The organism is Vibrio sp. Isolate33, assembly GCF_022397895.1.
In the GTDB taxonomy this organism is placed as follows: domain Bacteria; phylum Pseudomonadota; class Gammaproteobacteria; order Enterobacterales; family Vibrionaceae; genus Vibrio; species Vibrio pomeroyi.
Genome location: NZ_JAKEUP010000004.1, coordinates 77205 through 103584, shown reverse-complemented (window position 1 = coordinate 103584; position 26380 = coordinate 77205). Strand labels below are relative to the sequence as shown.

Genomic DNA, 26380 nt, shown 5'->3' with positions numbered 1-26380 from the left:
TTTGATGCCAATAGATATGCTTCTATCATATTGTTCTTTTTAAAAAACAGAATATGCTAGTTACGAAATGATTGTTTGGTATAGCGAACAATATAAATAGGCAGCTTTTAAGGAATACGCGAATGAACGAGCACAAAAGAATAGAACGATTGATCCTATTTGTAGAACTTGCTCAACAACTTAACTTTACCAAAGCAGCGGAAAAGCTTGGTATATCCAAGAGCTACCTTTCAGAGCAAATCAAACGACTAGAAAGCGATTTACAGTGCCCTCTTCTTGTAAGAACCACGCGCAGCGTTCGACTAACCCAAGAAGGCGAACGCGCACTACAACAAGGCTTAACCATTCGCTCTCAAGTATTGCAGCTTGAGCGCAGCGTTTCCGAGCAACACGACATCGTCAAAGGCACGTTACGCCTTACGGCACCAAAGATGTTTACAGAGGTGTTCCTGTTCGATATCTGCCAGCAATTTAGACAGCAATACCCTGAGGTTCGCTTTGAGATCAATAGCAGTTACACCAACTTCAATCTCAACCAAGATGATATCGATATCGCCTTTCGTGCCACTAATACCCCACCAGATAACATGATCGCGAAACGATTGATTACCTACCAACACGATTTGGTTGCAACTCCCGGCTATCTTGAGCAATTTGGTCGCCCCACCAGCGTGAGCGACTTAAGTCATCATCAATGTTTAGCGACACTGCATCAAACCGAGTGGCCTTTAAAATCGGCGAATATCGATGTGTCAGGTTGGCTCTCAAGCAATGACAATCACTTACTTAAGCAACAAGCCATGGTAGGAAACGGTATTATTCGTATCGCAAGTTATTACGTTGACAAAGAAGTTGAGCGTGGTGAGTTAGAGCGAGTATTACCTGACGAGTGTCTACAACAAGGTAACAGTATTTATCTGTTCTATCCGCAAGTCATCTACCCTGCTAAAAAGCATCAAGTGTTTATTAAGTTTGTTCAGAATTACTTTGAAAGTTTAAGTCGATAAATGATGGGTAGTGATTTAAGGCAAGCGAAAGTAACTGATTTAAATAACACGAAATAGGGTTTAAACAACTCCTTCGTTTATATACCTATATTTTATTAGGGGTTATTGAACAATAATAAATCGCTTTTAGTCGTGCTCCGATTAGTTATCGTATTTAATCACAATAAATCGTGCATTTGTTCAATAATACAATGAGTTAACTATGAAGCATCATCATGATTGATATATGATGCAACACCTCAATATGCTGCATCAAATTGACACCAGTTCAGTAACGGGATCACCATGAGCTTTATTATACTTTTACTTCTTCTACTCTTCGTTTTCATAACACGCTTACTTCAATGGCGAGCAACTTCCACTTTTTTGTCTCTTGTTCTCATATCGTCATTTGTGTTGATTAGTTCAGGTTTTATCCCTCGCTATTTATTAGACGACCTGCAAGCGAATTACGAAAGTAAGCCAAATATCCAATGGTCGGATAATAATGCGATTGTTCTTCTTGGTGCTGGAACGCAGTTAATTAAAAGTACACAAGAGTTCGAGCCAGCCTTTTTCTCTTATGGCCGAATCAGTGAAACGGCAAGCCAATATAAAGAGTGTGCAAAAACACAAAATGCATGCAAAGTGATCATCAGTGGTGGTGACGCTCAGAATAACGGTGTCACAGAGGCTGAAGTTTACGAGCAACAACTGCTTAGACTTGGCGTCCCAATGGACGATCTTATCCAAGAGCCAAACAGCGTCAACACTTGGAAAAATGCGCAACTGACCAGCGACCTGATGAAACATCACCAATTCGACAACATTGTGCTGGTTTCATCTGGCCTGCACATTCGCCGTAGTGAACTTTACTTCAACCACTTTGGATTGAACGTGATTCCGGTAAGAGCCGATTACATGGCAGCTCAAATTTCATGGCTGCCACTGTGGTATAACTTTGCGGTAACAGACTTTGCTCTGCACGAACAAATCGGGTTTGCTCGCTACAACATCTACAACTTTATGGGCTGGAATAGCAAACGTGAAAAGCCAGGGGATGCTTAATCGCGTCCAATTAACTTAACTCGATCGATACATAAAAATGCAGCAACAATCGAAAGGTTGTTTGCTGCATTTTTTGATCCTACCTATCACAATATTTTTTCTTATTTAGGCTTACATCTACACTCCCTATCCTGTAAGCAATAATTCTTTCTAATCAATCTTGCTGACTTATTTTTCCAAACCCATTTCCTAAATAACAAAGTTACAGAAACACAAACGTTCAACAATTAACCACCCATTAATTGGATGGTTGAAAGTAATTAAAATCAATCAAGATAAGTCTTTATCAAACGACAAGTTGATCAGTACAACTATCTGATATTTATAAGTATTTATTTTCAATTCATTTCAGTACTTTTGGCTTTGTTTTATATGACAGAGTACACCCCGCTAGAGACCCTCGGCTGTAACAAATACTCATAACAACACATATAAATCGCATCTAAAAACAATAGCCAAATAATGGCACCTAGGAATTAATTCATGCTCAACGTCAGTAAAACCATTCTATTTAGCACTGCCCTATCAGTACTACCTTTGACGGCCCATTCAAAAATATACTCAGACCAAATTATCTTAGACAAACTTGGGGATGATGTTTGCCGTTCCGACTATCGCCCACTTACACATACCGAAGCACAAGAGCACAAAACAGCGCTTATCTCTCGTATGAACGTGTGGGACATAGCAGGCCTTCAAGATGACTGGGTAATCATGGGCTCAGGCTATCACGGCCTCATTAAACGAGACCAAGACAGCGACGACACATGGTGTTATCCCAACCACCCAGACGCAGGTTTGCCTTACTATCAAGAACAGGCCATTGAAGAGCACAACAACCTCGAGGTTCAACGAGCCTTAGTCAGCGATAATGCGAGCTTTATTCGCCCATTAAGTTACTTAGCACATAACCTTGGTTACGCTTGGGTTGGCGGCGACAACGGACGCTACGTAGGCCAAGATATGGCGATCAAACAGCTTAACGATGGCTGGGAGATAAAGGGCAACAGCGATGGTTCATGCTCTGGTGAACGTTGTGACGAAAAGACAACAATCACGGTCGATAACTTCTCTTACACTCTTGATAGCACGGCATTTTCTCATGGTGAGGTTAGCGAACCAGAACAAGCGCTGATTAATACCGTGTCGGCTTACGCGATCAATGACGGCGACGAACCGAAGCAGATCATCGTTGACCTTCATTTTGAGCAATCTACCCAGTGGCGAAAAACCAACAGCTGTGACCTCTCAGAATCAGTAGCGATCAACGAGAACTTTACTTGGCCTCAGGTTGGGAAAACAGATGTAACAGTAGTGCTTGAACAAGACCAGCGTTTCTCTGATACCAACAACGGTTCTCGCTCTGAATCCACAGAGAGACAAGCCATCATCACCGTACCGGCTAATTCTGTTTTACCGTTCAGAGTCGAGTTTTATCGCTCAAGTATCTCTTACCCGTACCGCATCAAAGCAAACATGAGTTACGACGTCAGTCTCACCGGCTTCTTACGCTATAGCGGCAATGCACTAAGTTCACACCCAACGGACCGACCAACAATCTCACACACCTTCACCATGGGTGCTACCAGCGAAGAACAAGCGAACATTCGCTATCAATGGGATCACCGCTATATTCCTGGTGAGATGAAATGGTGGGACTGGAGTTGGGCGATTAACGCGAATGGCTTAAGCAGCATGCAATATGCCGCGGGAGCAAGTGTACGCCCGTTCTACACACACGTAACAGGCCAATTCAGTGCCGAATCACAATACTCTGGGATGATCGATATTGGAGAACAGCACCCAGTGGATTCATTTGATGCTATAGCAACGCTTGGTGATCACACAACCTACCACGCAGGTGAGATTGAGGTCGTTACTGACTTCGACCCAGAAGCTTTAGCACAACTTGGGTACCAAGACGCTCAGCTGATGATTAATCCTGTTCAGCACTAGTTGAGTCTATCTTTAGATTCATTTTTCCTGACTCAATAATGGCTACCAAGCTTCTAATCATCACGTACTCGAATGGATTAACACTGACTTAAAAGTGAAATCACAACGAAACAAAAGTTTGAGTTAATGAAGCCGGCTAAAGACAGAGATCCCTAACAGGAGGAGCTATGAAATACTGTCCATGTTGCTCAACAGAGCTCATCTCACGAGATGATGTACACATTTGTCCACGTAACGAAATCGGTGACTGCTATTTTGACGGGTATGAGCAATCTCATATTGAATATCATCAGCTCAAAGACTACCCACAAGATTCAGCGTTCGATATTGCCGAGATTATTGCTGATTAACGCTTAATACGAGAGAAAATTTAAAACATATCTCAATTAAAGAGCGTAAGCACACTGACATGTCGGCTAAAATTAAAAGGCCCTGATGGTAGTACCATCAGGGCCTTTTATGATCTTTCTACGCCATAAAGTACAGCGGATCCAGAAGTAATTAGTTAACCATTACCACATTAGATCATCTGGGATCACGAAATCTTTGTATGGGTCATCTTCGTCTACTTCATCAGATGTTGTTGCTTGAGTATCAACGATTGACTCTTCATCGCGCATCGCAATCTTGTTCGCTACAGATGTTGGGATAACAACATAGCTCTCGCCTTGACGTGCAATACTTAAGATACCTTTACTTAGTTGCTTTTGAGTCAGCTCTTCTACGTATAGGTATTTCACCAAAGTACCATCGGTGAAGTTGTATTTGATATCGCCATCTTTCGATTCGATTTTGTTCATCTCAATCAGCTGCTTCACTTGAGCTTTAATTTCTTTACTCAACTGTTGGTCTTTCAGCTGTTGGTTTAACTCTTTATCTTTCGCTTGCTGCGCCAGTTTGGTTTCTTCTGCTGCCGCTTTTGCTTCACGAGCTTGAACGCGAGACTTTTTCGAGCCTTTCTTCGCCTTCTTTAATTTTTTCTCATTTACCAAGCCAGCTTTAAGCATCTGCTCTTGGAGTGTTAACTTTGCCATGACTTTCCCAGTTCAGGATTAAAAACGGCACCATCATACCTTTTTTTGAGGAATCTGTTTACTGAACAATGGCAAAATTTCTATTGATAAAGCTAGGCCGCCAGCGTTATCTCTTATCGTAAATCACAGAATCCACATGTGACTACTTTCCGACCTATGATTTCAGAAAGAACACCCCACCAATAACCAACCTAAAGCTTGAAAGTGTTCCTCCTTTGTTTGCGTGCGCGCGTATCACTTATCATTCCGACAAAGCAATATGTTAGTTTTCAATGATTAATCAAATTTATAAAACCATGGCATATATCTAATATTTGGATAATTCTGATAGAGTTATAACTCCAATGTCATAACTCTTTACTACGTTATTCTTTAAATCAATCAGTAAGGATAACCTGAAAATGAAAACTCAATGGACTTGTCTGAGTGCATTACTTGCATCAGCTTCATTCATTTCAACCTCGGCGATTGCAGATACCGATGTGTACCTGACCAATAACACCAACCAAGTGATGACGATTCAAGCCAACCATAGTGGCACTGATCTACTTCAACTTGGCGACGAGTGGCAACAGCATGTTGAGCAGATTGGCCCGTGGGAAACCAAGAAGCTGATCAGTTTCAATCGTTGGACAGGCGTAAAGTCTGGTAAAACGTACGAGTTTGACACAGTGGTATCAAACTCAATTGGTGAAAGCGTCACGCTCAATCAAACCATGAAGGGGCACTGGTACAACTCAACACTGCAACACGGTTTGAGCGCGGCAGACGTGAATTTAACACTGCATGATGATCGCAATATTCATCGCAGCTCAACTAACGCTTTTGATGTGAATACTGAACTCGTGCTTAAAGCCGATTCAACCGCTCGCTACGATGATATTTACTACACCATCACCCCACAGAAAGTGGACGAACAACCAGAGCCAGACGCCAACACGCTGAAAGTCATGACATACAACATCTGGGCCCTCCCCGCTATCGCTTCACACATCGGTGATCGTTACGACCTCATCCCTCAATACGTTAAGGGCTACGATGTGTTAGCGCTTCAAGAAGTGTTTGCCAACGGGCGAGATGAATTCCTGCGTGAACTTGCAAAAGAGTACCCTTATCAAACCAAGATGCTCAATAAAGATGGCATCAACATCTATGACGGTGGCGTGATCATTGTGAGCCGCTACCCTATCGTCAACGAGGCACAGTATGTGTTCCCTGATTGTACGGGCACAGATTGTTTTGCTGATAAAGGCGTAAATTACGCTGAGGTCATAAAAAATGGTCAGGCTTACCATGTGTTTGGTACGCACACTGCCTCATTCGATACAGACACGGCGCGTGACTATCGTCAGCGTCAATTTAGACAGATGCGTAAACTTGCTCAATCGCTGAACATACCATCCTCTGAAACGGTGATTTACAGCGGCGATTTCAACGTGAACAAGCTTAAGTTCCCAGGCGACTACCAACAGATGTTCGCCAACCTGCAAGCCACTGAGCCTGAGTACTCAGGTTATACCGCTTCAACCTTTGATCCTCGCATCAATAACTTTGCTGGTGAACCCATGTCTGGCGGAGAAAACGTCGAATATCTCGATTACGTGGTAGTGAGTTCAGAGTACGCGCAAAAAGCTCACAACAATAACCGCGTTGACGTTCCTCGCTCTACAAGCAGTGAATTATGGAAGCACTACAACCTTTCAGACCACTTCCCTGTTAGTGCTGTCATCAAGTAACGCGGTGAACGGATAATGCATCGAGTTATATTAACCCTAATGCTCGTCGCTGTGACGAGCATTGTTGGCTATTCATGGTCATCAAAATCGATTGAAGCACCGTATTCATCTGTCCAACACACAGAAGTAAAACAGCACGTTTCTAACACGACGGATGACTATAGTCCCACATCAAACATAGCAGGCCTTTCAGACAACTCCGTTTCACAAGGTAAACCAGTCCAAACTGACAACCTACACGGAAAAGCGTATACAGAAAACCTAACTGAACTCGAAGGAAAGGCGCTGTTAGATGAGCTCAGTGAGTTTTGGAAGCTTTGCCAACAAGTGGGCAATTGCACTGAACAACTCGCGCAGTTGAAAACTGAGTTACCGATGGAATGGTTTGAACTATTAAGTGATTACCCAAAGCTTTCTGCCGATTGGCAAGTAAGGGAAAGCACAATGCCACTCGAATCTATAGACTCTTTGGAAGCACGAGTAGAACTGTTTAAGCAGTCTGCACAAGAGGTATGGGGAGAGTTAGCCCACCAGCTGTTTGCCGATCAATTTGCACATTTGGATTTTACGCTTAGCGCAAACACACTTGAGGAAGTCGAAGCAACTGAGTTTGTCTCACACTACCAAGCTTTGCTCTCGGAATGGGGAAGTAAAACGGGAACGATAAACGCCGAAACTCCGGCTCAACAATACGAGCTTGCTGTCTCCTTACTGCCTAACAGCTATAGCTCTACTGAATTAGCGACTATCAAAGCTGTACTTCAAGAAACATATTTGGATGCAGCACAGGCCGATAATATCGCAGCGCGTGAACAACAAGTGGCGCAACAACAGCACACTGTGATGACGTATCACGAACAACTGGATCAATTGAAATCGACCTTAGACTCTGAACGTTCTGCGAATCATGCTAATTGGGACACACAACAATGGAATGACTACTATCAACAGAAAATAACTGAATTTCGTGAGCAGTTCTTTGAATAATATCAGGTCAGACAGTCAAGCTAAGTTAAACCGTCACGAAACTGTGCGGGCGTTTTACTCATCCACCCTTTAAACGCCCTTCTGAAGTTTGCAGGATCGCTATAGCCAAGCCTTTCACCGATGTCATCAATACTCATGCTTGTACCGAGCAATAGCTCTTTGGCTAATTCGACCCGGACTTCAGTAAGTAAGACTTTATAACTGGAATTATGAGAGACCAGTTCTCGCCTGAGTGTGCGAGAACTGCAACCAAACTCTACGGCGAGTTGCTCTATAGTCGGGAAGCAACCTGCGGTTTGATAAAAGATCGTTTTGATCTGATTCGTTATAAGATGTTCAGAATCCAATGTCTCCACTATCGACTGACAAGAAGCGAGATAGCGTTTAAGCGTTGCGGCATCATGGGTAGCTAATGTTTGTGATAAAACCGAGGCGTCAAAGCGCAGCTCACAAACGTTGTGTCCAAAAACCACCGGACATTGAAAGCGCTCTTCATAAAGCTTGGAATAACTTGGCTGAGCATAAGGGAAAGACAAAGTTTGAATGGCTAACTCGTCTCCCGTTAACTCATTGAACAAAGAAACAATCGAACTAAGAAAATACTCGTTACAGAACGGAAGTAGGTCTCCTACCTCCAAGGTGTTTTCAATTTGAATAACCGCATGTTCAGCATCAACAATCAGCTTAACCGAGAAGATAGGCCCGTTTAAACGCAGGTATTTAAAGCCTGATTTAATCGCCTCGCCCACATTCTGACTGGTCGAAAGTGCGTAGCCCAAAACACCGAAGTTGCTCAAGCTGGCGTATTCTCCCAACCATAAACCCAAACCATCGTGTGGAAAGCTCTGGTTAGCCGCACTGAAGATGGACAGTTTATCCGCATAAGTAAGCTTCCCATTTGGGTTTTGCCAATCTAGGCTCTCTAACCCGGCACCTGCAAGCAGTGTTACAATATCCACGCCTCTTTGCGCCAATGTATTCAGCAATAACGCGACATCCAATGTGCCCAATTGGTGGCGATGCTCCGTTGGCATGTACTCCGCGATAACTTCCAATTAAATCCCCTTATACTGAGCCTATTCCCACGCTCATGACTACTCAGCTTCAACAACCAAGCTAACAAAATCGTGATTGATAACCTGCTCTTGTCCGATTATGACCTCCCAATTCTACGCCACTCGTCGCACAATGCTGTTAGTTGTTAAATTTATGTGAACCATCGCAATGATAAAAACAAACCCAGCTCCATACAGTTTGATTGATTCTAATGGTCAGCCTACGATTGGGCATTTCGATGGCATTCCAAAACATCTCAACATTGAAAAATTCGACTATCGAAACACCATGGATGCCAAAGCCAACACGTGGAAAAAGCACTTCCATTACAAGCAGTTTCAGTTTGTCAGCATTGTTACCGAGACTCACATAATCGGTGTGGCTATTGCTGATATTCGTTACCTGAGTTCGGCGTTTTGCTACGTCTACGACATCGAGAATAACGAGTTAGAAGAGTGCTCATGGTTACGACCACTGGGCTTTGATAAACAGGTAACGAACTCCCCTTTTGAAGGCATCACACACATCGCAGGACAAAGCATTGTGTTTGATATTGAGGACGGAAAGTGGAAAGTGTCACTCAACACGAAACTTATCAAAGCCAAGGTTTGCGTAGAGCCAGAAAGAGACAGCTTACCCATGGCGATGTGCAGCCCAACAGGTTACTCGGGGTGGACATACACACAAAAGCATAACGCGTTAAAAGTAACGGGCAGCATTGAGATTAACCAACAATCTATTTCCTTAGACCAAGCTCGTGCTGGGTATGATTTCTCAGCGGGATACATGAGGCGTGAAACCAGTTGGTGCTGGGCAAGCATCAACACACAATCCAATAAGACCGATATTGGCCTCAATCTCGCAGCGGGTGTCAATGAAACCGGAGGGTGTGAAAACGTATTGTGGGTGAATGGCACCAGACACTTGCTAAATGCGGTGCAGTTTACGTTCAGTCGTCAAGACACGAATCTACCGTGGAAGATAACCTCACAAGATGGTCGTATTAACCTGCTTTTCACCCCTATCAACAAGCGCAGCGAAAAGCTAAACCTATGGTTGCTGAAGAGTAACTTCCGCCAGTTCATTGGCTATTTTTCTGGCTCGATTCAAGACAACGTTGGAATAACCCACCAACTCGATAATGTTCTCGGCCTGACCGAAGATCATTTCGCTCGTTGGTAATACATTCCAGTGCCGGTTCGCATATATAACCAGTTCTCAAATACGGCTGGCTCTTAAATACAGATAATGGAGATAGGAACAAAAAATGAACATCGACGCATTAATCAATCACCCAGAATGGCTGCTGTTGGTATTGGCTCCGTTGTTCATGATCTGTATGTTGGCCGAGTATTTCATTGGTCAAAAGCAAGGCAGATTGCCAGACAATTCGAGTTACAAGCTATCGGAAGTCATGTGTAACTTCACGCTAGCAGGCATGCATCAACTCTCCGATTTGTTAACCGGGCTGCTGATCGTTCAGCTCTACCTGTGGCTGTTTGGTTGGCGCTTAATGGACATTGAAATGGGTGTGTTGAGTTTCATTGTATTAATGGTTCTACAGGACTTTTTCTACTACTGGTTCCATAGAGCAAGCCACCGAGTCCGCTGGATGTGGGCAGCGCACGTCGCGCACCACAGCTCTGAACGTATGAACTTTAGTACCGCATTTCGTCAAAGCCTAATGTACCCACTTGCGGGAATGTGGCTATTTTGGGTGCCACTCGTCATCATAGGTTTCGACCCTAAATGGGTGATCTTTGTTGTGCTTCTGAATCTGGGTTTACAATTCTTTGTACATACTCAGTGGGTACGAAGCCTTGGGCCTCTGGAGTATCTTTTTAATACCCCATCCCACCATCGTGTTCATCATGGCAGAAACCCGCAATACATAGACAAAAACTACGCTGGCGTTCTTATTATCTGGGACAAGTTATTTGGGACTTTTGAACCGGAAGTGGAAACAGTGCGTTACGGCGTCACTAAACCTGTAGAGAGTTTCAACCCGATAACGGTGACCTTTCAAGAATGGACAGCCATCTTCAAAGATCTGCAAAACCAAACGCTAACCATGAAGCAGAAAGTAAAGTTAATGCTCTCACCACCTTCTAACTAGATAACCTACATAAAATAGATTGTTCAACCTAGTACACTTTATGAAAGTCGATAAAATTAAAGGTGAGATCGCTTACCCAAAAGTCCCCGTCCAAGTCTGCACCTTGGACGTATCTTTTGTCACCCATCTCTAAGGTGATAATGTACTTTCCGGCGATCAGCCCTTCTACCATGTAAAAACCGTCACTCTCGATCTCACTCGAATACTCCGTTCCTTTCTGGATATGTTTGAAGTGCAGATACGCATTACTCTCGATAGCGCCCTCCACTGTGCCATCTACCCCAAATGACACCACCATTTCGATGTTCGCATGAGTTAATCCAACCTGTTTGGTATTCACAAACACAGGGTTTTGAATAGGCGTGAGGTTTAGATCTAGTGCCCCTTCATCAATATAGATAGGCAAATTACTTCGAGCAGGAACACTCGAGAATTCAAAGCGCCCTTTTGCATCACTTACCGCGCGTTGGTCAAGTATCTGCAGGCTCACTCCGGATATCGGTTGTTTGTGGTGGTCATAGACAACCCCAGTCAACTTAGAGTGGTTGTATCGGTTCCATTCGACGAACTCACCGATGTCCTCATCGAAGTAGGTTTTAGCCCCAAATTCGGTGGTCATTTCAACACCGTATTGGTCCTCTGTTCCTTCCAACTTAAACAACAGATAAGGATTCACACGCGCCTCTAAAGAGGCAGTAAACGAGACATCTTGTTTCTGGTAACGAGCAGATACGTTGGTGGTGAGTTCTTGGAATACATTAAGAGGATCAAGCACACACTCTTTACATGCGTTTCTTAAAGAGAGCTCTGTGCGTTCATGATGACCAGATCCATTAACCGTTCCAGAGATATTCCACGAAGTATCAGAAAAACCACTTTTGGCGAGCTCTACTGTGTGTAAGTAGGTATCTTCATGGGTGTCCTTTGCGTATTGATAATCGCCTGCATAAGAGAGAAACAGATTGCTCGACACTTTGGCGTTCACTTTTGGCTCGACACTAAGCTCGTCTTCATCGTCTCTCACCGTTAAAAAGGCCGTGAGATTTGCAAGCGACAAGTTGTATTTGAATACGTCATACTCCATCGACTCTGAATCCAGCTCATCGGTTTTATTAAGCTCGATTGACGCAGATTGATCGCCACCGAGTAAGATATCAAACTCCATTGGAAAACGATTAAAGTCGGGTAACCAACCGATATGACCTGCAAACCAATGAGTCGGTAAGTATCGCCCCTGAAAGCCAACCAAGTCCTTGCCATGTTGCCTCCTAAAAGCGCTGCCCACAGTAAAGTAATCAGCAAGCCCATACTCCAAAGATACAGCACCCGCTCTGTCTGTACCTTCATTCCCGACCACCTGTACGCCCCACTCATTGCGTGGTAAAAATGCATCTTCTAAACCGGCGACGGTAATCTCTTCTTCCTGCCAGACACCTTTCGATAGATAGTAGCGAAATTTGATGGTGTCACCGGGTGAGATGTTGTCTTCTTCAACAACAAAGCGTCCAAACTCATCAGAACGATACGTCGTTTGATAGATGCCATTAACCAACACATCGATGCTGATATTGGGCTGAGTAGTACGCTCCAGTTGTAAGTTGCCAAACTCTGGCTGACGCTTTCGGTTGGTGTAATAAAGCCCATCTTCGAGTGTTTGATTGACAGTAAATACGCTGCCATCTAGCAGAACGTGTCCAATTTCAAGTGAACCTTCTCCATCATGCGCCTCAACCGCAATGTTGTAATAGACGATAGGCTGATCTTCTCGCGAATCAATAGACAAGCGAGACAAGGAATGTTCGGTGCTTAGGATGGTGTCGGAAATGGCATAAACATCGCCGCCGGTTTCACTGTCGTGGTAAACAGAAGCTGCTACTCTTGTTGCTAAACCCACGGTCGCAAGCGGCTCTATGGCCGGAGTATTACTAGCACGCTTCAACTCTTCTGCTTTCTTACGGGATTCATTTTTGATCTTAGAGATCACCGCTTCCAACTCGGTTAACGAGCTGAATTCAGGAGAAACGGTTAGCCGATAGTCATCAATATCCCATCGGACTTTGGCGGGAATACAGGCTTGCAAGCTGTACCAATGAATGTAGGTTTCTGAGTCAATTACTTCAAACTTGATTGATTGGATATTGTTGTCATCGCGATTATTGTTTTCATCGCGATAACAGGCGGCTTGCTCGGTATCGACAATATAAGGAGGAGACTCTCGCCCAACATCTTGCGGCAAGTAGATTTCACAATAGCCGTTGTCATCGCATTGCCCATTCATCTCTAGCAGAGAAAACGCAGCATTTGATATCGAGATAAACGGTTCTTCGTAATCATCCATCATGACACGATAGAAACTATCACCGACTTGCCCTACTCGAACTTCGATATGAGCAGGATAAAGTTCAGTCGCCTCGCTTTCCCCTTTTGACTGCGAAAGAGCGACAAATGGAAACAGGCAACAAAGCCAGGCAACTCGACAAACCAAATGTTGAAACATGAATCTTGTCGTTACTCAGTCGAGTGCACAATCACTGGCAACACACAGTTCAAGCTACAGAACACATTCGTACAAAGGCTGGTCGTTCTGCACCAGTGAAACCTTCGAGCCCTTTGGTAGCGGTTTGGTTAATTCTGCATTGCGAAGTAACACCACCTTTTCGCTGTGTTCGTCGACATTCAATTTAGCGTTGAACTGGAAATTACCATCATTCGTAATCTTGAGGTTCTGATCATCACATTGAAACTTCACATCTTGTACCTGCTCGCCTTTTTGTACGTAAACCGGTACATAACTGTTGATATGAAAGTTGAGTTGAAACGCTGAACCGTTGTTAGAACGAACCTTTCTCGATAGATCAGGCGGGGAAGCTTCAACAGCCTTCGCGATAGGTGAAAACCATAGGTAAGCTCGGTATTCACCATCTGGCATGTCGTCTGGCAATGCGTTCATGCGTAAGCGAACGGTGCGTCTTTGGTTGGGTTTCAATTCACGAATAATCGGCGGTGACACTTTAATCCAATCAGCGATATTTTCAGACTCAGCAATATTTTCGTCAGTACGAACTAACCCACTGGCCTTGACTGCTCGATAGATAGGTTTGATCTCCAATCGAATCGGCTCATCCGAATTGTTCTCCACCACGATTTTTTCCGTCACAGAGGTATCAGCATCTAAGACAAAACGAGTTGGAGCGATTAGGAGTTGAGCAGAGGCTTGTGCCGTGAAAAGTAAGCCGAAAACACATGAGATAAACAACTTCATTTATAATTAACCTCAAAAGGAATTGTACTGGTATAAACGCCAGCGGGATGATTAGCGCCGATTTTCACTCTTGCACCAATGCACAGTAATTTGCTTCTTCCATTGCCTTTGATTTTGGCTCTGCCTCGCTTTGATAAGCCGCAACCAAAATAGAACTTTTTAATACGAAGACGTTTGGATTTACGAGAATGGTTGAGGTACTGCTTAGAGGGGAGCGAAACCACGATCTTTTTACCCGGCTCACCTTCTACATAAAAGCGAACTACGTAAATCTGACTATTAGCCGGATTAGCATCAGCATTTTGACCCGATCCAGAGATATACATACCCGGAAATTTCACCTCCATATTTTCAGGAATGATTTCCAGAGCATGAAACGGACTTGAATAAAAAGTCAGACCGATATAAATCGCGTATTTGAATAGAAACTTCATCGTAAAAATGGCTGCTCTATAACAGCCATAATATTATACTGGTTTCATTTAATTACTGGTAAGTCACATCTACTGCAACGTTTGCAGTATAAGTACCAGCAACTAATGTTGCACTTGAAGTACGTGCAGTGCCACCAATATTAAGGTTCGCATTACCACCCGTTAGGGTTATAGCGCTATTAAAGTCGAATTCAGCCGCAATCGTATTTGCACCGTTAACTAAGTTAGTGTCAGAAATACTTACTGTTACTGCATCACCTGATTCTCCAGAAAGCGTAAACGCCGCAGCTCCCGCATCACCTTGAGCGATAACAACATCAGTTGTGTTATCTGAAGTGATGATACCGAAGTCTAGATCACTGGTTTTTGTCATTGTAATTGCTTGTTTTACTTCTAGTGTTGCATCAAAAGTGTCACTCACAGCGAAAACGTTCGCTGAAGAGATAGAAAGTGCAGATACAGCAACAACCTTAAAGACTTTGTTCATTTCTTTAATCCTTTATATAAATTCGGCTTTATTATTAGGGTTACCTAATAGTCAATCAGAGTTAACAATTAAGTAACAACAATCCTATTTAGAAAATATATATATTGACACTTATTTATAAAGAAATGAGGCGCAGTGAGAATAAGATCACGCAAATTGATATAAATAACACTAACAAAAATAATGGTATTTAGGTGTTTTTATTAATTAGATATAAAACTGGTTTTACACTTAATCCCTTTAATTTTATACGTCATTATTTTTATAAAACCCGCTTTATTAAAAATATCTGCAAAATAAACCAAAGTAACAACCAAGCATTTTATTTAAATTAATCACTATATAGATCACCGTGTTGCAATATAGTCTCAAAAATGAAACAAACCAGTATTAATGTTAAATTGTAATAAAAGTGAAATAATATTTTAGTATTAAGAATTTTAAACCTAAGATTTAAACATGGGTTTAAAACATAGCCTTTAAACAGTATTAAAAATGAGACACTTAGATCTATCCAACTTAATTCCCCCTGCAATCATAAATACCCAATGACTCATCAAAACTAAGTGAATTATATTGCCGAAAGACTACTAAATTGGGGAGAGCGTTAGGCATGAAGATCTAACGGTTTAAACGGTCGTCTGATAGCTTAAACATCTGCACCTTGATAGTGACCCTGACTCTCCACCACCGCCGCTCATGTAAACCGTAAACAGGCAGAACCGTTACGAAAAAATCGCCACAATTCGATTCAAAAGCTTCCTTGTCGACTCGATTGAATAGTAAAGCACCGTTTTCCGGCAATTTATTTGTGATCTGGGTTGCACGCGTACCGCATACTATCAGATACTGAACAAAACTAACCTTCAGCCACAGTAAACGTAATCCGCTTACTGTTCAGGAATTTCAATGAGTTCAGATAATCAGCCTACCTACTTCTTTTTCGATTACGAAACATGGGGCGTGAGCCCAGCGAAAGATCGTCCGAGTCAATTCGCAGGTGTTCGTACCGACCAAGATTTCAATGTTATCGGAGAGCCTTTGGTTATCTACTGCCAACCTCCTGCTGATTATCTTCCTGCACCTGAAGCTGCGCTAATCACTCGCATCACACCGCAAAAAGCCATGTCTCAAGGCCTACCTGAGCCTGAGTTTATTGCCAAAATACATGAAGAGCTTGCAAAGCCAAACACCACAAGCCTTGGCTACAACAGCATTCGATTCGATGACGAAGTAACACGATACACCTGTTACCGAAACTTCATTGACCCGTACGCATGGAGCTGGCAAAACGGTAACTCACGCTGGGATCTACTCGACGTGATGCGCGCCGTACACGCACTTCGCCCTGATGGTATCAACTGGCCACCAAATGAAGAAGGTTACCCAAGCTTCAAACTGGAACACCTATCTGTGGCAAATGGCATTGAACACGAAAATGCGCACGATGCGATGGCCGATGTTATCGCGACTATCGAATTAGCGAAAAAGCTGAAAGCCGCACAACCTAAGATGTTTGATTACCTCTACAACATGCGCCACAAGCGTAAGTTGAATGAGCTTATCGACATCGTAAATATGACACCTCTAATGCACGTGTCAGGCATGTTTGGTCGTGACTGCAATTACACAAGCTGGATTGTTCCTATGGCTTGGCACCCGACCAACCAAAACGCCGTTATCGTTGTGGATTTAGCGAAAGATCCTAGCCCACTGCTTGAGCTAGATACTGATGAGCTAAGAGACAGACTCTACACCAAGCGAAGCGAGCTAAGTGAAGATGAACTACCAGTGCCGATTAAACTGGTACAACTCAACAAGTGCCCTATTCTCGCACCAGCAAAAACCCTGACGGCTGAAAACGCGGAAACGATCGGCATTGACCGTCAGCAGTGCTTGAAGAACCTTGCACTATTACGTGAACATCCAGAGATTCGTGAAAAGTTGATTGGCTTGTACTCACAAGAGCGTGAATACGAAAAAAGCGATGATGTAGACACACACCTTTACGACGGCTTCTTCTCTCCAGCAGATAAGACCGCGATGAACATCATTCGTGAAACTGACCCGAACAACTTGGCCGCTTTAGACATCACTTTCAGTGACGAGCGTATTAAGCCGCTGTTGTTCCGTTACCGCGCTCGTCATTTCCCATGGACACTTGATGAAGCTGAGCAACTAAAGTGGGCGAACCATTGTCGTGAGTTTTACGAGAGTCGCTTAGAAGAGTACATGCTGAATCTAGAAAACCTCGCACATGAAAACGAAAGTGACGAGAAGAAAATGGCTATCTTGAAAGCGGTTTATCAATACGTAGAAAAGCTAGCTAGTTAATTCATTATCAAGAGATGTGACACTTTGAAAGAAAGATTGATCAAACTCGTTTACTGCTTAATCTCCTTCACCTTAATCATAGGTGCTCTCACTGCAGGCAACGCGTTACAACAATATCTAGAGACCTCAATTCCAGGCAGTATTTTTGGCATGTTGATTCTGTTTACTGCCATGGTGATAGGTATTGTTCCATCACACTGGGTACAACCCGGTGCCAGTCTGATTATTCGTTTGATGATCTTATTGTTCGTCCCAATCAGTGTTGGGTTAATGGATCACTTCGACATGCTTATTGCTAATGCACTTCCTATCATGGCCAGCGCCGTTGGTGGCACGCTCATCGTGTTAGTGTCTTTATCATGGTTCTTAGACCGCTTGCTTTCGAGAGGTAAATAATCATGTGGATTCTACTGACTATCGTGGTGTTCCTGTTTGCTCGTTGGGTAAGCCAAAAAGTGAACTCACCGCTGTGTAACCCGTTACTGATCAGCATTGGCATCATTATTCCAATTCTGTTGTTCTTCAAAGTGCCTTTCGAGACTTACTACGCAGACAACACTTGGATTACTTACATGCTTCAGCCAGCGGTTGTAGCCCTTGCTTACCCTTTGTATGAGCAGTTGCCTCAAATTCGAGCTAACTGGCGCATTATTACCTTTGCTTGCACCTTAGGCAGTGTGATGTCGATGACCACAACAGCAATCATTGCGGTTGCTTTTAAAGCCGACCTTAGCTTGATTGCGAGCCTGCTAGGTAAATCGGTGACGACGCCGATTGCGATGGAAGTATCGAGCCATTTAGGTGGTGAAGCAGCCATTGCGGCAATATTGGTTTTGATCGTAGGTCTGTTCGGGGCGATCTTTGCCTACCCTATCTATAATCTGATTGGTATTAAGAGCCCAATCGCCAGAGGTTTAACCATGGGTACGGTTTCTCACGCTCTGGGCACCGCGACCTGTGCGGAAAAGAACCAAGAAGATGCCGCATTCAGTTCGTTGGCTTTGGTGCTCTGTGGCGTTATCACCTCAATCATTGCACCTAGCGTGTTTTCAGTTGTGATTTGGTTCTATTCTTAACCGAAACAATCACTACGCGATTCAGCCCAACCAGAATGCTGTTGATTACAGTGTCTGTTTGGGCTTTTTATTTGCATTTATTTAGCAATAGCAGTCAAGTCACGGTCTTTTACGAGCAATAAGTGCGATATCAGCTGTATAAATGGCTCTTGTAATCGATTTCAAGTGTGACCTCACTCTAATTATGCAAACCAATGTAACAACAACGATTCAATAGTGATCGCTATCACAGAAAATTCCTGAGCATTGCATAAACTTAAAGCCTAAGGTCAATTAAGGATTCAACATGAACAGTCGTATTACCCTGGCGCTGGAAAGTGCTCCATCATCAATGAAAGCGCTTTTAAGTGACATCGTATTAGCAGACAACTTTGACGCGACATTGTCTCCAGAACAGTTCTCTAGCCTGCTTCAAGCAAGTGGTTTAGCGGATGACGAACTACGTATCGCACTACTTCCTTTTGCTGCTGCGTATTCATACGCTCCATTATCTGACTTTTACGTTGGTGCAATCGTGCGTGGTTTGTCTGGTACTTTGTACTTTGGTGCAAACCTTGAAATCGCTGGCGCCCAACTTGGCCAAACAGTACACGCTGAGCAATCTGCAATTAGCCATGCATGGATGAAAGGCGAGCAAGGTATCTCAGATATCACCATCAATTTCAGTCCTTGTGGTCACTGTCGTCAGTTTATGAACGAACTGACCACAGCGAAAGAGCTTAAAGTTCAGCTTCCACAACGCGATGAGATGTCACTACAAGAATACCTTCCAGACTCTTTCGGCCCTGCTGATTTAGGTGTGACTACTGGGCTAATGACTAAGCTTGATCATAAGTACACGACTGAAGAAACAACTCCTATTGTTGTAGAAGCACTAGCAGCACTTAACCGCAGCCATGCGCCATACACCAAAAATTTAAGTGGTGTGTCACTACAGCTAACAACGGGTGAGATCTTTACTGGTGCTTACGCTGAAAACGCAGCATTCAACCCTAGCCTTCCGCCACTACAAGTTGCGTTGATTCAACTCAAACTTGCAGGCTTCGACTTTGAAAAAATTGAAAGCGCAGCATTGGTTGAAATCGCTGAAGGTAGCATCAGCCACCTAGCGGATACGCAATCTACATTAGAAGCGATTAATCCCGACATTCCAGTGACTTACTTAGCAATCTAAGTACATCTAGTTAACAAAAATTTAAATAAGCAGCTCTATTTAACGGGGCTGCTTTTTTTATGCTTGTAATTAACGCCACAAGTTGCGCAAACGTTTGCTTTTGTCATTCAAATAAGTATGATCACCCCGTTTTCAATCAATCGTTCAAAAGATCGGAAGGAATTTCTATGTTTGGTACTGCTACTCGCGAAAATGCTACTCGTGTACTTCTATTAGGTTCAGGTGAACTAGGAAAAGAAGTTGCTATCGAGTGCCAACGTTTAGGTTTAGAAGTTATTGCTTGTGACCGTTATGCAGACGCACCAGCAATGCAAGTTGCACACCGTAGCCATGTATTAGATATGTTAGATGGTGATGCTCTTCAAGCTATCATTGAGCTAGAAAAACCAGATTATGTGGTTCCTGAAATTGAAGCTATTGCCACCAGCAAGTTAGTTGAACTTGAAGCACAAGGCCAGAATGTCGTTCCAACTGCGAATGCAACCAAGCTAACGATGAACCGTGAAGGTATTCGCCGTTTAGCCGCTGAAGAGTTGAAACTAAGCACTTCACCTTACCGCTTTGCAGACACCTTCGAAGACTTCGCCGCTGCTGTTGAGTTCGTGGGTATGCCTTGCGTTGTTAAGCCAGTAATGAGTTCTTCAGGCAAAGGCCAAAGCGTTATCAAAACCGAAGAAGATATCCAGAAATCTTGGGACTACGCACAAGAAGGCGGTCGTACTGGCGCGGGTCGTGTGATCGTTGAAGGCTTCATCGACTTTGATTACGAAATCACTCTTCTAACCGTTCGTGCAGTCGACGGTGTTCATTTCTGTGCGCCTATCGGTCACCGCCAAGAAGACGGTGATTACCGTGAATCATGGCAGCCACAGGTCATGTCTGACAACGCACTGAAAGCGGCGCAATACACGGCAGAGCAAGTGGTTAACGCACTAGGCGGTCACGGCATCTTCGGTGTTGAACTGTTCGTTAAAGGCGACCACGTGATCTTCAATGAAGTCTCCCCTCGCCCACACGATACTGGCTTAGTGACTCTGATGTCTCAAGACTCATCGGAATTTGCACTACACGTACGCGCATTTACAGGTATGCCGATCAAATCAATTACTCAGTATGGCCCTTGTGCCTCTGCAGTAATCCTTGGCCAAGGCACATCAACGAATATCCGCTTTGAAGGCCTTGCAGAAGCGCTAGACGCACCACAAACGCAGGTTCGTCTGTTTGGTAAGCCTGACATTGATGGTCGTCGTCGTCTTGGTGTGGCGCTAACTCGTCGCAACAGCACAGAGACAGCGATCGAAGACGCGATTGAAAGTGCATCTAAAGTAAAAGTGATTTACTAGTCCGCTACTCAACTCTGAACAATCGCGAGTTCAAATCTGAACAATAAAAAAGACGGGCTATCGAGCCCGTCTTTTTGTTGGTGTTATTTATGTTAGCTTAACTAAGCAGACTGAACTTAAGCGTCTGACTCAATCAAATACACTTCCTCACAGAAGCGAGACAAACCTTTCTTCGCAATCTTAGGATGTTCATCGTCTGCGATGTCCTGATTCAACAATGTGATCTTATAACCTGCGAACAACTGATCGATTTCTAGCTTAGGTACACTAAACGGAGGCCCTGCCATTTCGCTTTGGTCGTAATCCAGCGTTACCAGAAGAATCTTACCACCCGGTTTCAGTAGCTGTTTCAAACGCTCTACATACTGCACTCGCATCTCCTCAGGCAATGCCACTAAAGAAGCGCGGTCATAAATAATGTCGACAGGCTGAATAGGTGCTGTGAAGTAGTCACCCGTGTAAACACTCAGTTCATCGAATTGGTAAAGCTCATGCTGACCATTAATTTGAGTCACAGTCGGCGTGTAAAAATGCTCTGAGAAAAATGCGCGTACCGCGATCTGGCTAAGCTCAACCCCTTGAACCTCTTCATGCTTAGACGCTAACCAAATCAGATCTTCGCTTTTGCCACAAAGTGGGACAAACACACTCTTCTCGTAGCTAGGGTCGGTTTTTTTCCAAAATTCAATCAGAAGTGGGTTTACATCTTCAAGGTGGAAACCAATTTGGTTGGCTGCCCATTTATTGTGCCAAAATTCAGGATTATTCATCTTTCGTTCATGTTAAACAGTCATAATGCAAGGGTACAGTATAGAGAGGTAAGAGCAACCTTAGCCTGGTTTAAAGTTCCAAATTGGTTTCAATAAAATCAGAAACTGGCCGAGTTCAAAGTTCTTAAAATTCGGGAACAAACGCTTGAATTATTTGTCTATATGTTCACATTTTAAAGCAATATTAAACGTTAGAGTTGGTTTCTGCCTTAGCTAGCCCCATTTAATATGTAGTGAGTTTAGTTAAGCTGTTTTTACTCTTATGCGTTACTGGTTACCCCTTTTGACTACCCGTTTTTGTAACCTTGTATTTTGGAGTTTGAATGAGTGTATTTCTCCGTACGACGGCCCTAATGCTTCTAGTATTGAGCCGAGCGCCTGCATTCGCAGCAGCACCTGTTTCAACAAGTTCAACTGATCAATCGCGCACTCCAGCGCAAAACCAAGTTTCATCAAACGTATTCCGCCATAGCCTAAGCGGTCTATATGGCATTAAAGCATTCGACTCACGTCCGACTCAGCCTTATACCGATTTCGACGTCCTTTACAGCAAAGCTCACCAAGCACAAGCTGAGCTAGAAACTATCTGTAAAAGTACTGCCCTACTAACCAATTCAGAAGCCCTGTTCGCAGGTGTTAAATCTCAAGCTCGTGCAGAAGAGAAAATTGACCTTGAGCTTGATGGCGACGTAACAAGAATTACCGACTTAGCTCGTGCAACGATTATTGCAAACGACGTAGAGAGCTTGGTTGAAGTGTATGAATCACTAAGCCGTGAAGCGGATGTTGTGAAATTGAAAAACAAGTTTAAGTCACCTGCTGATTCTGGCTACCGTGACCTTAACCTGTTAGTTCGTTTGCCTAAAACCAACATCATTGCTGAAGTTCAACTTCACTTGAAAGCGATTGCTGATGTCAAAAGTGGCCCAGAGCACGAACTATACGAAATCATCCAAGGCATTGAGCGTCACGCAATTGCAGAAAAACGCCCAATCAACGACATCGAAGCGGCGCAAATCAATAGCCTAAGACGTCAATCTTTGGAGCTTTACCAACAAGCATGGCAGCCGTACATTACAACGCACATTAAAGCGGCTTAACACATTGATAAGCTAATCCAATAAACACCCAAAGGGCTGCACACGCAGCCCTTTTTAATACTTGTTTAGTAGCCACCCTACTGCCTATCCCAAATAATCCAATTCGTCCATTAGTTAATCCCGGATCTTCCACACTCTGCAATTCGCTTTTTAAACTCCTCTAACGAATTAATGAGATCGTTTAAATTTAGATCTCAGTCTCTTTTCTCCGTCGAAAATTTTTGTTTCTATAGCGAATAAGCTTCTGACAAGAAAAGGAATTACATCAATGCAGAATAACAAATCCATGCTTTCCATCGCGCTACTTGCTGCGTTTTCTGCACACGCCAGTGCTGACGAATGTGGAGAGATCACCATTGCAGACATGAACTGGAACTCGGCGAGCCTTATTGCCCATGTCGACCAATTCATTTTGAACAACGGTTACGGTTGTGAAGCGGATTTAATCCCCGGCGACAGCGTCCCTACGGGCACGTCAATGATTGAAAAGGGTCAGCCTGATGTTGCTCCAGAGCTTTGGACTAATGGCATCAAAGAAGCGTTGGATAAGGGTGTTGCGGATAAGCGCCTACGTTACGCAGGCAAGTCTTTGGTCAACGGCGGTGAAGAAGGCTTCTGGGTACCTAACTACCTTGTTGAACAGTATCCAGAGATGACGACAATCGAAGGTGTCATCAAACACGCTGAGTTATTCGAGCACCCAGAAGACGATGAAAAGTTCGCATTCTATAGCTGCCCAGCAGGATGGACGTGCCAGATAACTTCCGAGCACTTGTTTAATGCTATGGGTTTAAATAAACATGGATTTGAAATGGTGGATCCAGGGTCAGGTGCTGCACTGGCAGGAACCATTGCTAAAGCTTATGAACGTGAGAAGCCATGGTTTGGTTACTATTGGTCACCAACACCTGTGCTAGGTAAATACGATATGGTTAAAGTTGATTTCGGAAGTGGTACCGACATTGAAGAGTTCCGTAACTGTACGACACAACCCGATTGTGAATCTCCTAAAGTGACCATGTACCCACCAGCACCGGTCCACACTATCACCACAGAAGCCTTTGCTAATAATGAGCCTCTTGCTTATCAATACTTTGAAAAACGTGGTTTTACTAATAAACAAATGAGCGAGTTGTTAGCCTGGATGGAAGACAACCAAGCCGACGCCGAAGAAGCCATGTATTACTTTCTAGAAAGCTCACCACAGGTATGGAAGCCTTGGGTATCAGCAAGTGTCGCCACCAAGGTGGAACAAGCGCTATAAGGCTTATCAAAGCTAATACAGTTTATTCAAACAACGAGAAAGTCTGGCCAGTTGCCAGACTTTCTATCTTCTGAACACCGTAAATGAGAACGTTCAGAAACTATTGTTGAGACTTAAGTTCTGAAAAGTAATCTTGCCAACTAACATGCTTGCGTCCTGCCGCTTGTTCGAAATGGCTCGGGTTATCCGACTTCCCTTCAAGGATACCTTGATAAATACCAGTGATAACCGTTCCAATGAAGTCACCCAATTCAGCCACTCGGTCTAGTCGATACTCTTCAACACTCATCGACTTGAATGTAAGGTTCGTCCCAAACGCGCTATTCATGTAATCCGTGAGCTGTGTTTGAGTAATGGCATCACCGTGTAGATTGTAGGTATTGCCGTTGTGCTTATCTTCAACGAGCATGCGGGCGTAAGCGTAACCCAGCTCTTCTCGGGTTGTATAACCACACTTGCCTTCACCTGCACAGTTAAAGATGCCTCCCGCTTTCTTATAGCTATCAATGTATTCGATGTCGGGTTCGATATAGATACCATTGCGGCCGTTCACCCATTCAAGTCCGCTCTCGCGAACATCTTGCTCTGTTTGACGATTACTTTGAATAACAGGAGAAAATGCTGTGTTCTCCTCGGCCCCTTGTACGCTGGTATAAACAATCTTTCTCACGCCTGATTTTTTGGCGGCTTCAATCACATTACGATGCTGTCCAATACGCTTATCCGGAGCATCCATACCAGACACTAGCAATACAACATCTACACCTTGTAATGACTGTTCGAGCTGCTCGGCATCCTCATAATCGCCCGGACGCACTTCGACACCCAAGCCGAGAGCTCGCTCTGGTGTTCTTGCTAGAGCGACCACTTGATCTTTCGAGGTTAATTTGACGGTAGCTTCTACGATAGCAGAGCCCAACTTCCCACTTGCAGCGGTAACAGCAATCTTCATCCCTTATCCCTCCTGGCCATCGAGCAGTTATCTTTATACATTCAGTAATATACTAAACCATCTTAAAGCTTAATTTGGTCGAATTCACAAGCACGAACGAGCGACGTGAGAAAAATAACGAAGCGAATCATTTAGTGGAAGGTTGAAATGTCATATCGTTTCATCAGTCAGACGAAACGTGGACTCTAATCGCTAGAAAGGTGAAACGAGACGTCACAACACTGAAGCCATAGAGGTTCGGATAGAAAAGAAACGGATGGGAATTGATTAAAAAGTGGATTAGTGATGGTCAGGTACAAAAAGACCACGCTAGGCGTGGTCTATTGCTTGGCTACTTCTCGATTTTAATATTCTCGACACGGGCCTTTAATTTTTGTCCCGGTCTAAAAGTAACAACACGTCGAGCAGAAATTGGAATGTCTTCACCAGTTTTCGGATTACGACCAGGTCGCTCGTTTTTCTCGCGAAGATCAAAATTACCAAAACCAGACAGTTTTACCTGTTCGCCATTTTCGAGCGCTTTACGAACTTCTTCGAAAAACACTTCCACCGTTTCCTTGGCATCCCGCTTGCTGTATCCGAGTGTCTCAAACAGGTTCTCAGCCAAATCGGCCTTCGTGAGTGCCATAAAACTTTCCTCAAAGCTATGTTAAACATTGCTACCATCGCCAGTAGCGCCAAAGCATTTACCCTATTCAATCAATGAGATAAGGTCATTTACAAGGAAAGTGTATGCCAAGCTTCTGATTTTCGCCAACTTTTTTATCTGAACTATTGAATTATTCTTTCAAATCAGAAAGATAACTCGCTCCTAAACTCACACATATAGCTAAAAAACCTCTACTTCACAGCCATCAAACAGAGTTATATTCCAACCAAGCCAACTTAACCAATATTTAAAACTTTAGTTTTCTAAATATTAATTTCTGAGACTTTTCTCCGATACCCAATAAAATCAGCCACTTGATTTGATATCGAACTCAACAGAGGTTACTAAATAAGCGTTATTAAATATGAGATTCGTATCATTTCAGCATTTAATTCGATTGGGTCAATATCGAATTCAGATATGTGCCGCGCTCGTCGACGTTTTAAAACGGTATTGCCCAGCTGAACCTCTGTTTGCAATCTTAAAACGTCGCGCTTCCTTACTTCATTTAAAACTAATAATAGTCACACTTAGTACTAACAAAACCAAAAGTACGTTTCACCACCCAAACTGTTATGTTATAACATCTCTATGTT

The 26380-nt window shown here is 43.5% G+C and carries 24 protein-coding genes; 15 read left to right on the top strand and 9 right to left on the bottom strand.

Annotated elements, in window-relative coordinates:
• Nucleotides 1-122 precede the first annotated feature (122 nt).
• The 4 genes from L1D37_RS09075 (at nucleotide 123) to L1D37_RS09060 (ending at nucleotide 4360) form a co-directional block, all read left to right on the top strand.
• Nucleotides 123-1007 (top strand): LysR family transcriptional regulator, encoded by an 885-nt coding sequence (locus L1D37_RS09075; protein ID WP_239847682.1) that lies wholly within the window; start codon nucleotides 123-125, stop codon nucleotides 1005-1007.
• Nucleotides 1008-1292: 285 nt separating this feature from the next.
• Nucleotides 1293-2054: a YdcF family protein gene (locus L1D37_RS09070; RefSeq protein WP_239847681.1), complete on the top strand. Its 762-nt coding sequence runs from the start codon at nucleotides 1293-1295 to the stop codon at nucleotides 2052-2054.
• 483 nt (nucleotides 2055-2537) lie between these two features.
• Nucleotides 2538-4010, top strand: coding sequence for an aerolysin family beta-barrel pore-forming toxin (locus L1D37_RS09065; RefSeq protein WP_239847680.1), 1473 nt, complete (start codon nucleotides 2538-2540; stop codon nucleotides 4008-4010).
• A 167-nt stretch (nucleotides 4011-4177) separates the two neighbouring features.
• Nucleotides 4178-4360, top strand: a complete 183-nt coding sequence (locus L1D37_RS09060; RefSeq protein WP_017629754.1) for a hypothetical protein — start codon at nucleotides 4178-4180, stop codon at nucleotides 4358-4360.
• A 162-nt stretch (nucleotides 4361-4522) separates the two neighbouring features.
• Here the strand turns inward: L1D37_RS09060 and L1D37_RS09055 are convergent, their stop codons facing one another.
• Nucleotides 4523-5044 carry a DUF2058 domain-containing protein gene (locus L1D37_RS09055; RefSeq protein WP_210442400.1) on the bottom strand — a complete coding sequence of 174 codons (522 nt, stop codon included), beginning with the start codon at nucleotides 5042-5044 and terminating at the stop codon, nucleotides 4523-4525.
• Nucleotides 5045-5445: 401 nt separating this feature from the next.
• On the opposite strand from L1D37_RS09055, the gene L1D37_RS09050 reads away from it, so the two are divergent.
• Together L1D37_RS09050 and L1D37_RS09045 are read left to right on the top strand one after the other, a co-directional pair.
• On the top strand, nucleotides 5446-6780 hold the full coding sequence (locus L1D37_RS09050; protein ID WP_239847679.1) for a sphingomyelin phosphodiesterase: 1335 nt from the start codon (nucleotides 5446-5448) through the stop codon (nucleotides 6778-6780).
• Between the two features lie 39 nt (nucleotides 6781-6819).
• Nucleotides 6820-7767, top strand: a complete 948-nt coding sequence (locus L1D37_RS09045; protein WP_239847815.1) for a chromosome partitioning protein ParA — start codon at nucleotides 6820-6822, stop codon at nucleotides 7765-7767.
• A gap of 20 nt (nucleotides 7768-7787) precedes the next feature.
• On the opposite strand, the gene L1D37_RS09040 is transcribed toward L1D37_RS09045, so the two are convergent.
• Nucleotides 7788-8822 (bottom strand): AraC family transcriptional regulator, encoded by a 1035-nt coding sequence (locus tag L1D37_RS09040; protein ID WP_239847678.1) that lies wholly within the window; start codon nucleotides 8820-8822, stop codon nucleotides 7788-7790.
• A gap of 169 nt (nucleotides 8823-8991) precedes the next feature.
• On the opposite strand from L1D37_RS09040, the gene L1D37_RS09035 reads away from it, so the two are divergent.
• On the top strand, nucleotides 8992-10005 hold the full coding sequence (locus tag L1D37_RS09035; RefSeq protein ID WP_239847677.1) for a DUF2804 domain-containing protein: 1014 nt from the start codon (nucleotides 8992-8994) through the stop codon (nucleotides 10003-10005).
• Nucleotides 10006-10090: 85 nt separating this feature from the next.
• Nucleotides 10091-10939, top strand: coding sequence for a sterol desaturase family protein (locus L1D37_RS09030; protein ID WP_239847676.1), 849 nt, complete (start codon nucleotides 10091-10093; stop codon nucleotides 10937-10939).
• A 28-nt stretch (nucleotides 10940-10967) separates the two neighbouring features.
• On the opposite strand, the gene L1D37_RS09025 is transcribed toward L1D37_RS09030, so the two are convergent.
• From L1D37_RS09025 to L1D37_RS09010, 4 genes are read right to left on the bottom strand one after another with little or no spacing between them, the layout of a single operon-like run.
• Nucleotides 10968-13436, bottom strand: a complete 2469-nt coding sequence (locus tag L1D37_RS09025; RefSeq protein WP_239847675.1) for a carboxypeptidase-like regulatory domain-containing protein — start codon at nucleotides 13434-13436, stop codon at nucleotides 10968-10970.
• Nucleotides 13437-13490: 54 nt separating this feature from the next.
• Complete coding sequence (locus L1D37_RS09020) at nucleotides 13491-14201, bottom strand: DUF4832 domain-containing protein (RefSeq protein WP_239847674.1); 711 nt, start codon at nucleotides 14199-14201, stop codon at nucleotides 13491-13493.
• On the bottom strand, nucleotides 14198-14635 hold the full coding sequence (locus L1D37_RS09015; RefSeq protein WP_102433211.1) for a DUF4402 domain-containing protein: 438 nt from the start codon (nucleotides 14633-14635) through the stop codon (nucleotides 14198-14200). Before L1D37_RS09015 ends, L1D37_RS09020 begins: the two co-directional genes overlap by 4 nt.
• Before the next feature lie 52 nt (nucleotides 14636-14687).
• Nucleotides 14688-15122, bottom strand: coding sequence for a DUF4402 domain-containing protein (locus L1D37_RS09010; protein WP_055318636.1), 435 nt, complete (start codon nucleotides 15120-15122; stop codon nucleotides 14688-14690).
• 909 nt (nucleotides 15123-16031) lie between these two features.
• Between L1D37_RS09010 and sbcB the strand changes: the two genes are divergently transcribed.
• The 5 genes from sbcB (at nucleotide 16032) to purT (ending at nucleotide 21049) form a co-directional block, all read left to right on the top strand.
• On the top strand, nucleotides 16032-17456 hold the full coding sequence (gene sbcB / locus L1D37_RS09005) for an exodeoxyribonuclease I (RefSeq protein ID WP_239847673.1): 1425 nt from the start codon (nucleotides 16032-16034) through the stop codon (nucleotides 17454-17456).
• A gap of 24 nt (nucleotides 17457-17480) precedes the next feature.
• Nucleotides 17481-17852 carry a CidA/LrgA family protein gene (locus tag L1D37_RS09000; RefSeq protein WP_017080643.1) on the top strand — a complete coding sequence of 124 codons (372 nt, stop codon included), beginning with the start codon at nucleotides 17481-17483 and terminating at the stop codon, nucleotides 17850-17852.
• Nucleotides 17853-17854: 2 nt separating this feature from the next.
• Nucleotides 17855-18532 carry an LrgB family protein gene (locus L1D37_RS08995; protein WP_017629975.1) on the top strand — a complete coding sequence of 226 codons (678 nt, stop codon included), beginning with the start codon at nucleotides 17855-17857 and terminating at the stop codon, nucleotides 18530-18532.
• Nucleotides 18533-18818: 286 nt separating this feature from the next.
• Nucleotides 18819-19706, top strand: coding sequence for a cytidine deaminase (cdd, locus tag L1D37_RS08990; RefSeq protein ID WP_239847672.1), 888 nt, complete (start codon nucleotides 18819-18821; stop codon nucleotides 19704-19706).
• Nucleotides 19707-19873: 167 nt separating this feature from the next.
• Entirely contained in the window at nucleotides 19874-21049 is a 1176-nt protein-coding gene (gene purT / locus L1D37_RS08985) for a formate-dependent phosphoribosylglycinamide formyltransferase (RefSeq protein WP_239847671.1), read from the top strand.
• A gap of 116 nt (nucleotides 21050-21165) precedes the next feature.
• On the opposite strand, the gene L1D37_RS08980 is transcribed toward purT, so the two are convergent.
• Nucleotides 21166-21819: a thiopurine S-methyltransferase gene (locus L1D37_RS08980; protein WP_239829452.1), complete on the bottom strand. Its 654-nt coding sequence runs from the start codon at nucleotides 21817-21819 to the stop codon at nucleotides 21166-21168.
• 323 nt (nucleotides 21820-22142) lie between these two features.
• Between L1D37_RS08980 and L1D37_RS08975 the strand changes: the two genes are divergently transcribed.
• Both L1D37_RS08975 and L1D37_RS08970 read left to right on the top strand, forming a co-directional pair.
• Nucleotides 22143-22919 (top strand): RelA/SpoT domain-containing protein, encoded by a 777-nt coding sequence (locus L1D37_RS08975; RefSeq protein ID WP_239847670.1) that lies wholly within the window; start codon nucleotides 22143-22145, stop codon nucleotides 22917-22919.
• 268 nt (nucleotides 22920-23187) lie between these two features.
• Nucleotides 23188-24183: an ABC transporter substrate-binding protein gene (locus L1D37_RS08970; protein ID WP_239847669.1), complete on the top strand. Its 996-nt coding sequence runs from the start codon at nucleotides 23188-23190 to the stop codon at nucleotides 24181-24183.
• A gap of 100 nt (nucleotides 24184-24283) precedes the next feature.
• Here the strand turns inward: L1D37_RS08970 and L1D37_RS08965 are convergent, their stop codons facing one another.
• The gene (locus tag L1D37_RS08965; protein ID WP_239847668.1) at nucleotides 24284-25135 is read right to left on the bottom strand and encodes an SDR family oxidoreductase; all 852 of its coding nucleotides are present in this window, start codon (nucleotides 25133-25135) and stop codon (nucleotides 24284-24286) included.
• 331 nt (nucleotides 25136-25466) lie between these two features.
• Nucleotides 25467-25763, bottom strand: coding sequence for an integration host factor subunit alpha (gene ihfA / locus L1D37_RS08960; protein ID WP_004734853.1), 297 nt, complete (start codon nucleotides 25761-25763; stop codon nucleotides 25467-25469).
• Between the last annotated feature and the right edge of the window lie 617 nt (nucleotides 25764-26380).

What these genes read in the sequence shown, in the direction of transcription:
- L1D37_RS09075 (WP_239847682.1), top strand. Translation starts at nt 123, where the DNA reads ATGAACGAGCACAAAAGAATAGAACGATTGATCCTATTTGTAGAACTT.
- L1D37_RS09070 (WP_239847681.1), top strand. Translation starts at nt 1,293, where the DNA reads ATGAGCTTTATTATACTTTTACTTCTTCTACTCTTCGTTTTCATAACA.
- L1D37_RS09065 (WP_239847680.1), top strand. Translation starts at nt 2,538, where the DNA reads ATGCTCAACGTCAGTAAAACCATTCTATTTAGCACTGCCCTATCAGTA.
- L1D37_RS09060 (WP_017629754.1), top strand. Translation starts at nt 4,178, where the DNA reads ATGAAATACTGTCCATGTTGCTCAACAGAGCTCATCTCACGAGATGAT.
- L1D37_RS09055 (WP_210442400.1), bottom strand. Translation starts at nt 5,044, where the DNA reads ATGGCAAAGTTAACACTCCAAGAGCAGATGCTTAAAGCTGGCTTGGTA.
- L1D37_RS09050 (WP_239847679.1), top strand. Translation starts at nt 5,446, where the DNA reads ATGAAAACTCAATGGACTTGTCTGAGTGCATTACTTGCATCAGCTTCA.
- L1D37_RS09045 (WP_239847815.1), top strand. Translation starts at nt 6,820, where the DNA reads ATGCTCGTCGCTGTGACGAGCATTGTTGGCTATTCATGGTCATCAAAA.
- L1D37_RS09035 (WP_239847677.1), top strand. Translation starts at nt 8,992, where the DNA reads ATGATAAAAACAAACCCAGCTCCATACAGTTTGATTGATTCTAATGGT.
- L1D37_RS09030 (WP_239847676.1), top strand. Translation starts at nt 10,091, where the DNA reads ATGAACATCGACGCATTAATCAATCACCCAGAATGGCTGCTGTTGGTA.
- L1D37_RS09025 (WP_239847675.1), bottom strand. Translation starts at nt 13,436, where the DNA reads ATGTTTCAACATTTGGTTTGTCGAGTTGCCTGGCTTTGTTGCCTGTTT.
- L1D37_RS09020 (WP_239847674.1), bottom strand. Translation starts at nt 14,201, where the DNA reads ATGAAGTTGTTTATCTCATGTGTTTTCGGCTTACTTTTCACGGCACAA.
- L1D37_RS09015 (WP_102433211.1), bottom strand. Translation starts at nt 14,635, where the DNA reads ATGAAGTTTCTATTCAAATACGCGATTTATATCGGTCTGACTTTTTAT.
- L1D37_RS09010 (WP_055318636.1), bottom strand. Translation starts at nt 15,122, where the DNA reads ATGAACAAAGTCTTTAAGGTTGTTGCTGTATCTGCACTTTCTATCTCT.
- sbcB (WP_239847673.1), top strand. Translation starts at nt 16,032, where the DNA reads ATGAGTTCAGATAATCAGCCTACCTACTTCTTTTTCGATTACGAAACA.
- L1D37_RS08995 (WP_017629975.1), top strand. Translation starts at nt 17,855, where the DNA reads ATGTGGATTCTACTGACTATCGTGGTGTTCCTGTTTGCTCGTTGGGTA.
- cdd (WP_239847672.1), top strand. Translation starts at nt 18,819, where the DNA reads ATGAACAGTCGTATTACCCTGGCGCTGGAAAGTGCTCCATCATCAATG.
- purT (WP_239847671.1), top strand. Translation starts at nt 19,874, where the DNA reads ATGTTTGGTACTGCTACTCGCGAAAATGCTACTCGTGTACTTCTATTA.
- L1D37_RS08980 (WP_239829452.1), bottom strand. Translation starts at nt 21,819, where the DNA reads ATGAATAATCCTGAATTTTGGCACAATAAATGGGCAGCCAACCAAATT.
- L1D37_RS08975 (WP_239847670.1), top strand. Translation starts at nt 22,143, where the DNA reads ATGAGTGTATTTCTCCGTACGACGGCCCTAATGCTTCTAGTATTGAGC.
- L1D37_RS08970 (WP_239847669.1), top strand. Translation starts at nt 23,188, where the DNA reads ATGCAGAATAACAAATCCATGCTTTCCATCGCGCTACTTGCTGCGTTT.
- L1D37_RS08965 (WP_239847668.1), bottom strand. Translation starts at nt 25,135, where the DNA reads ATGAAGATTGCTGTTACCGCTGCAAGTGGGAAGTTGGGCTCTGCTATC.
- ihfA (WP_004734853.1), bottom strand. Translation starts at nt 25,763, where the DNA reads ATGGCACTCACGAAGGCCGATTTGGCTGAGAACCTGTTTGAGACACTC.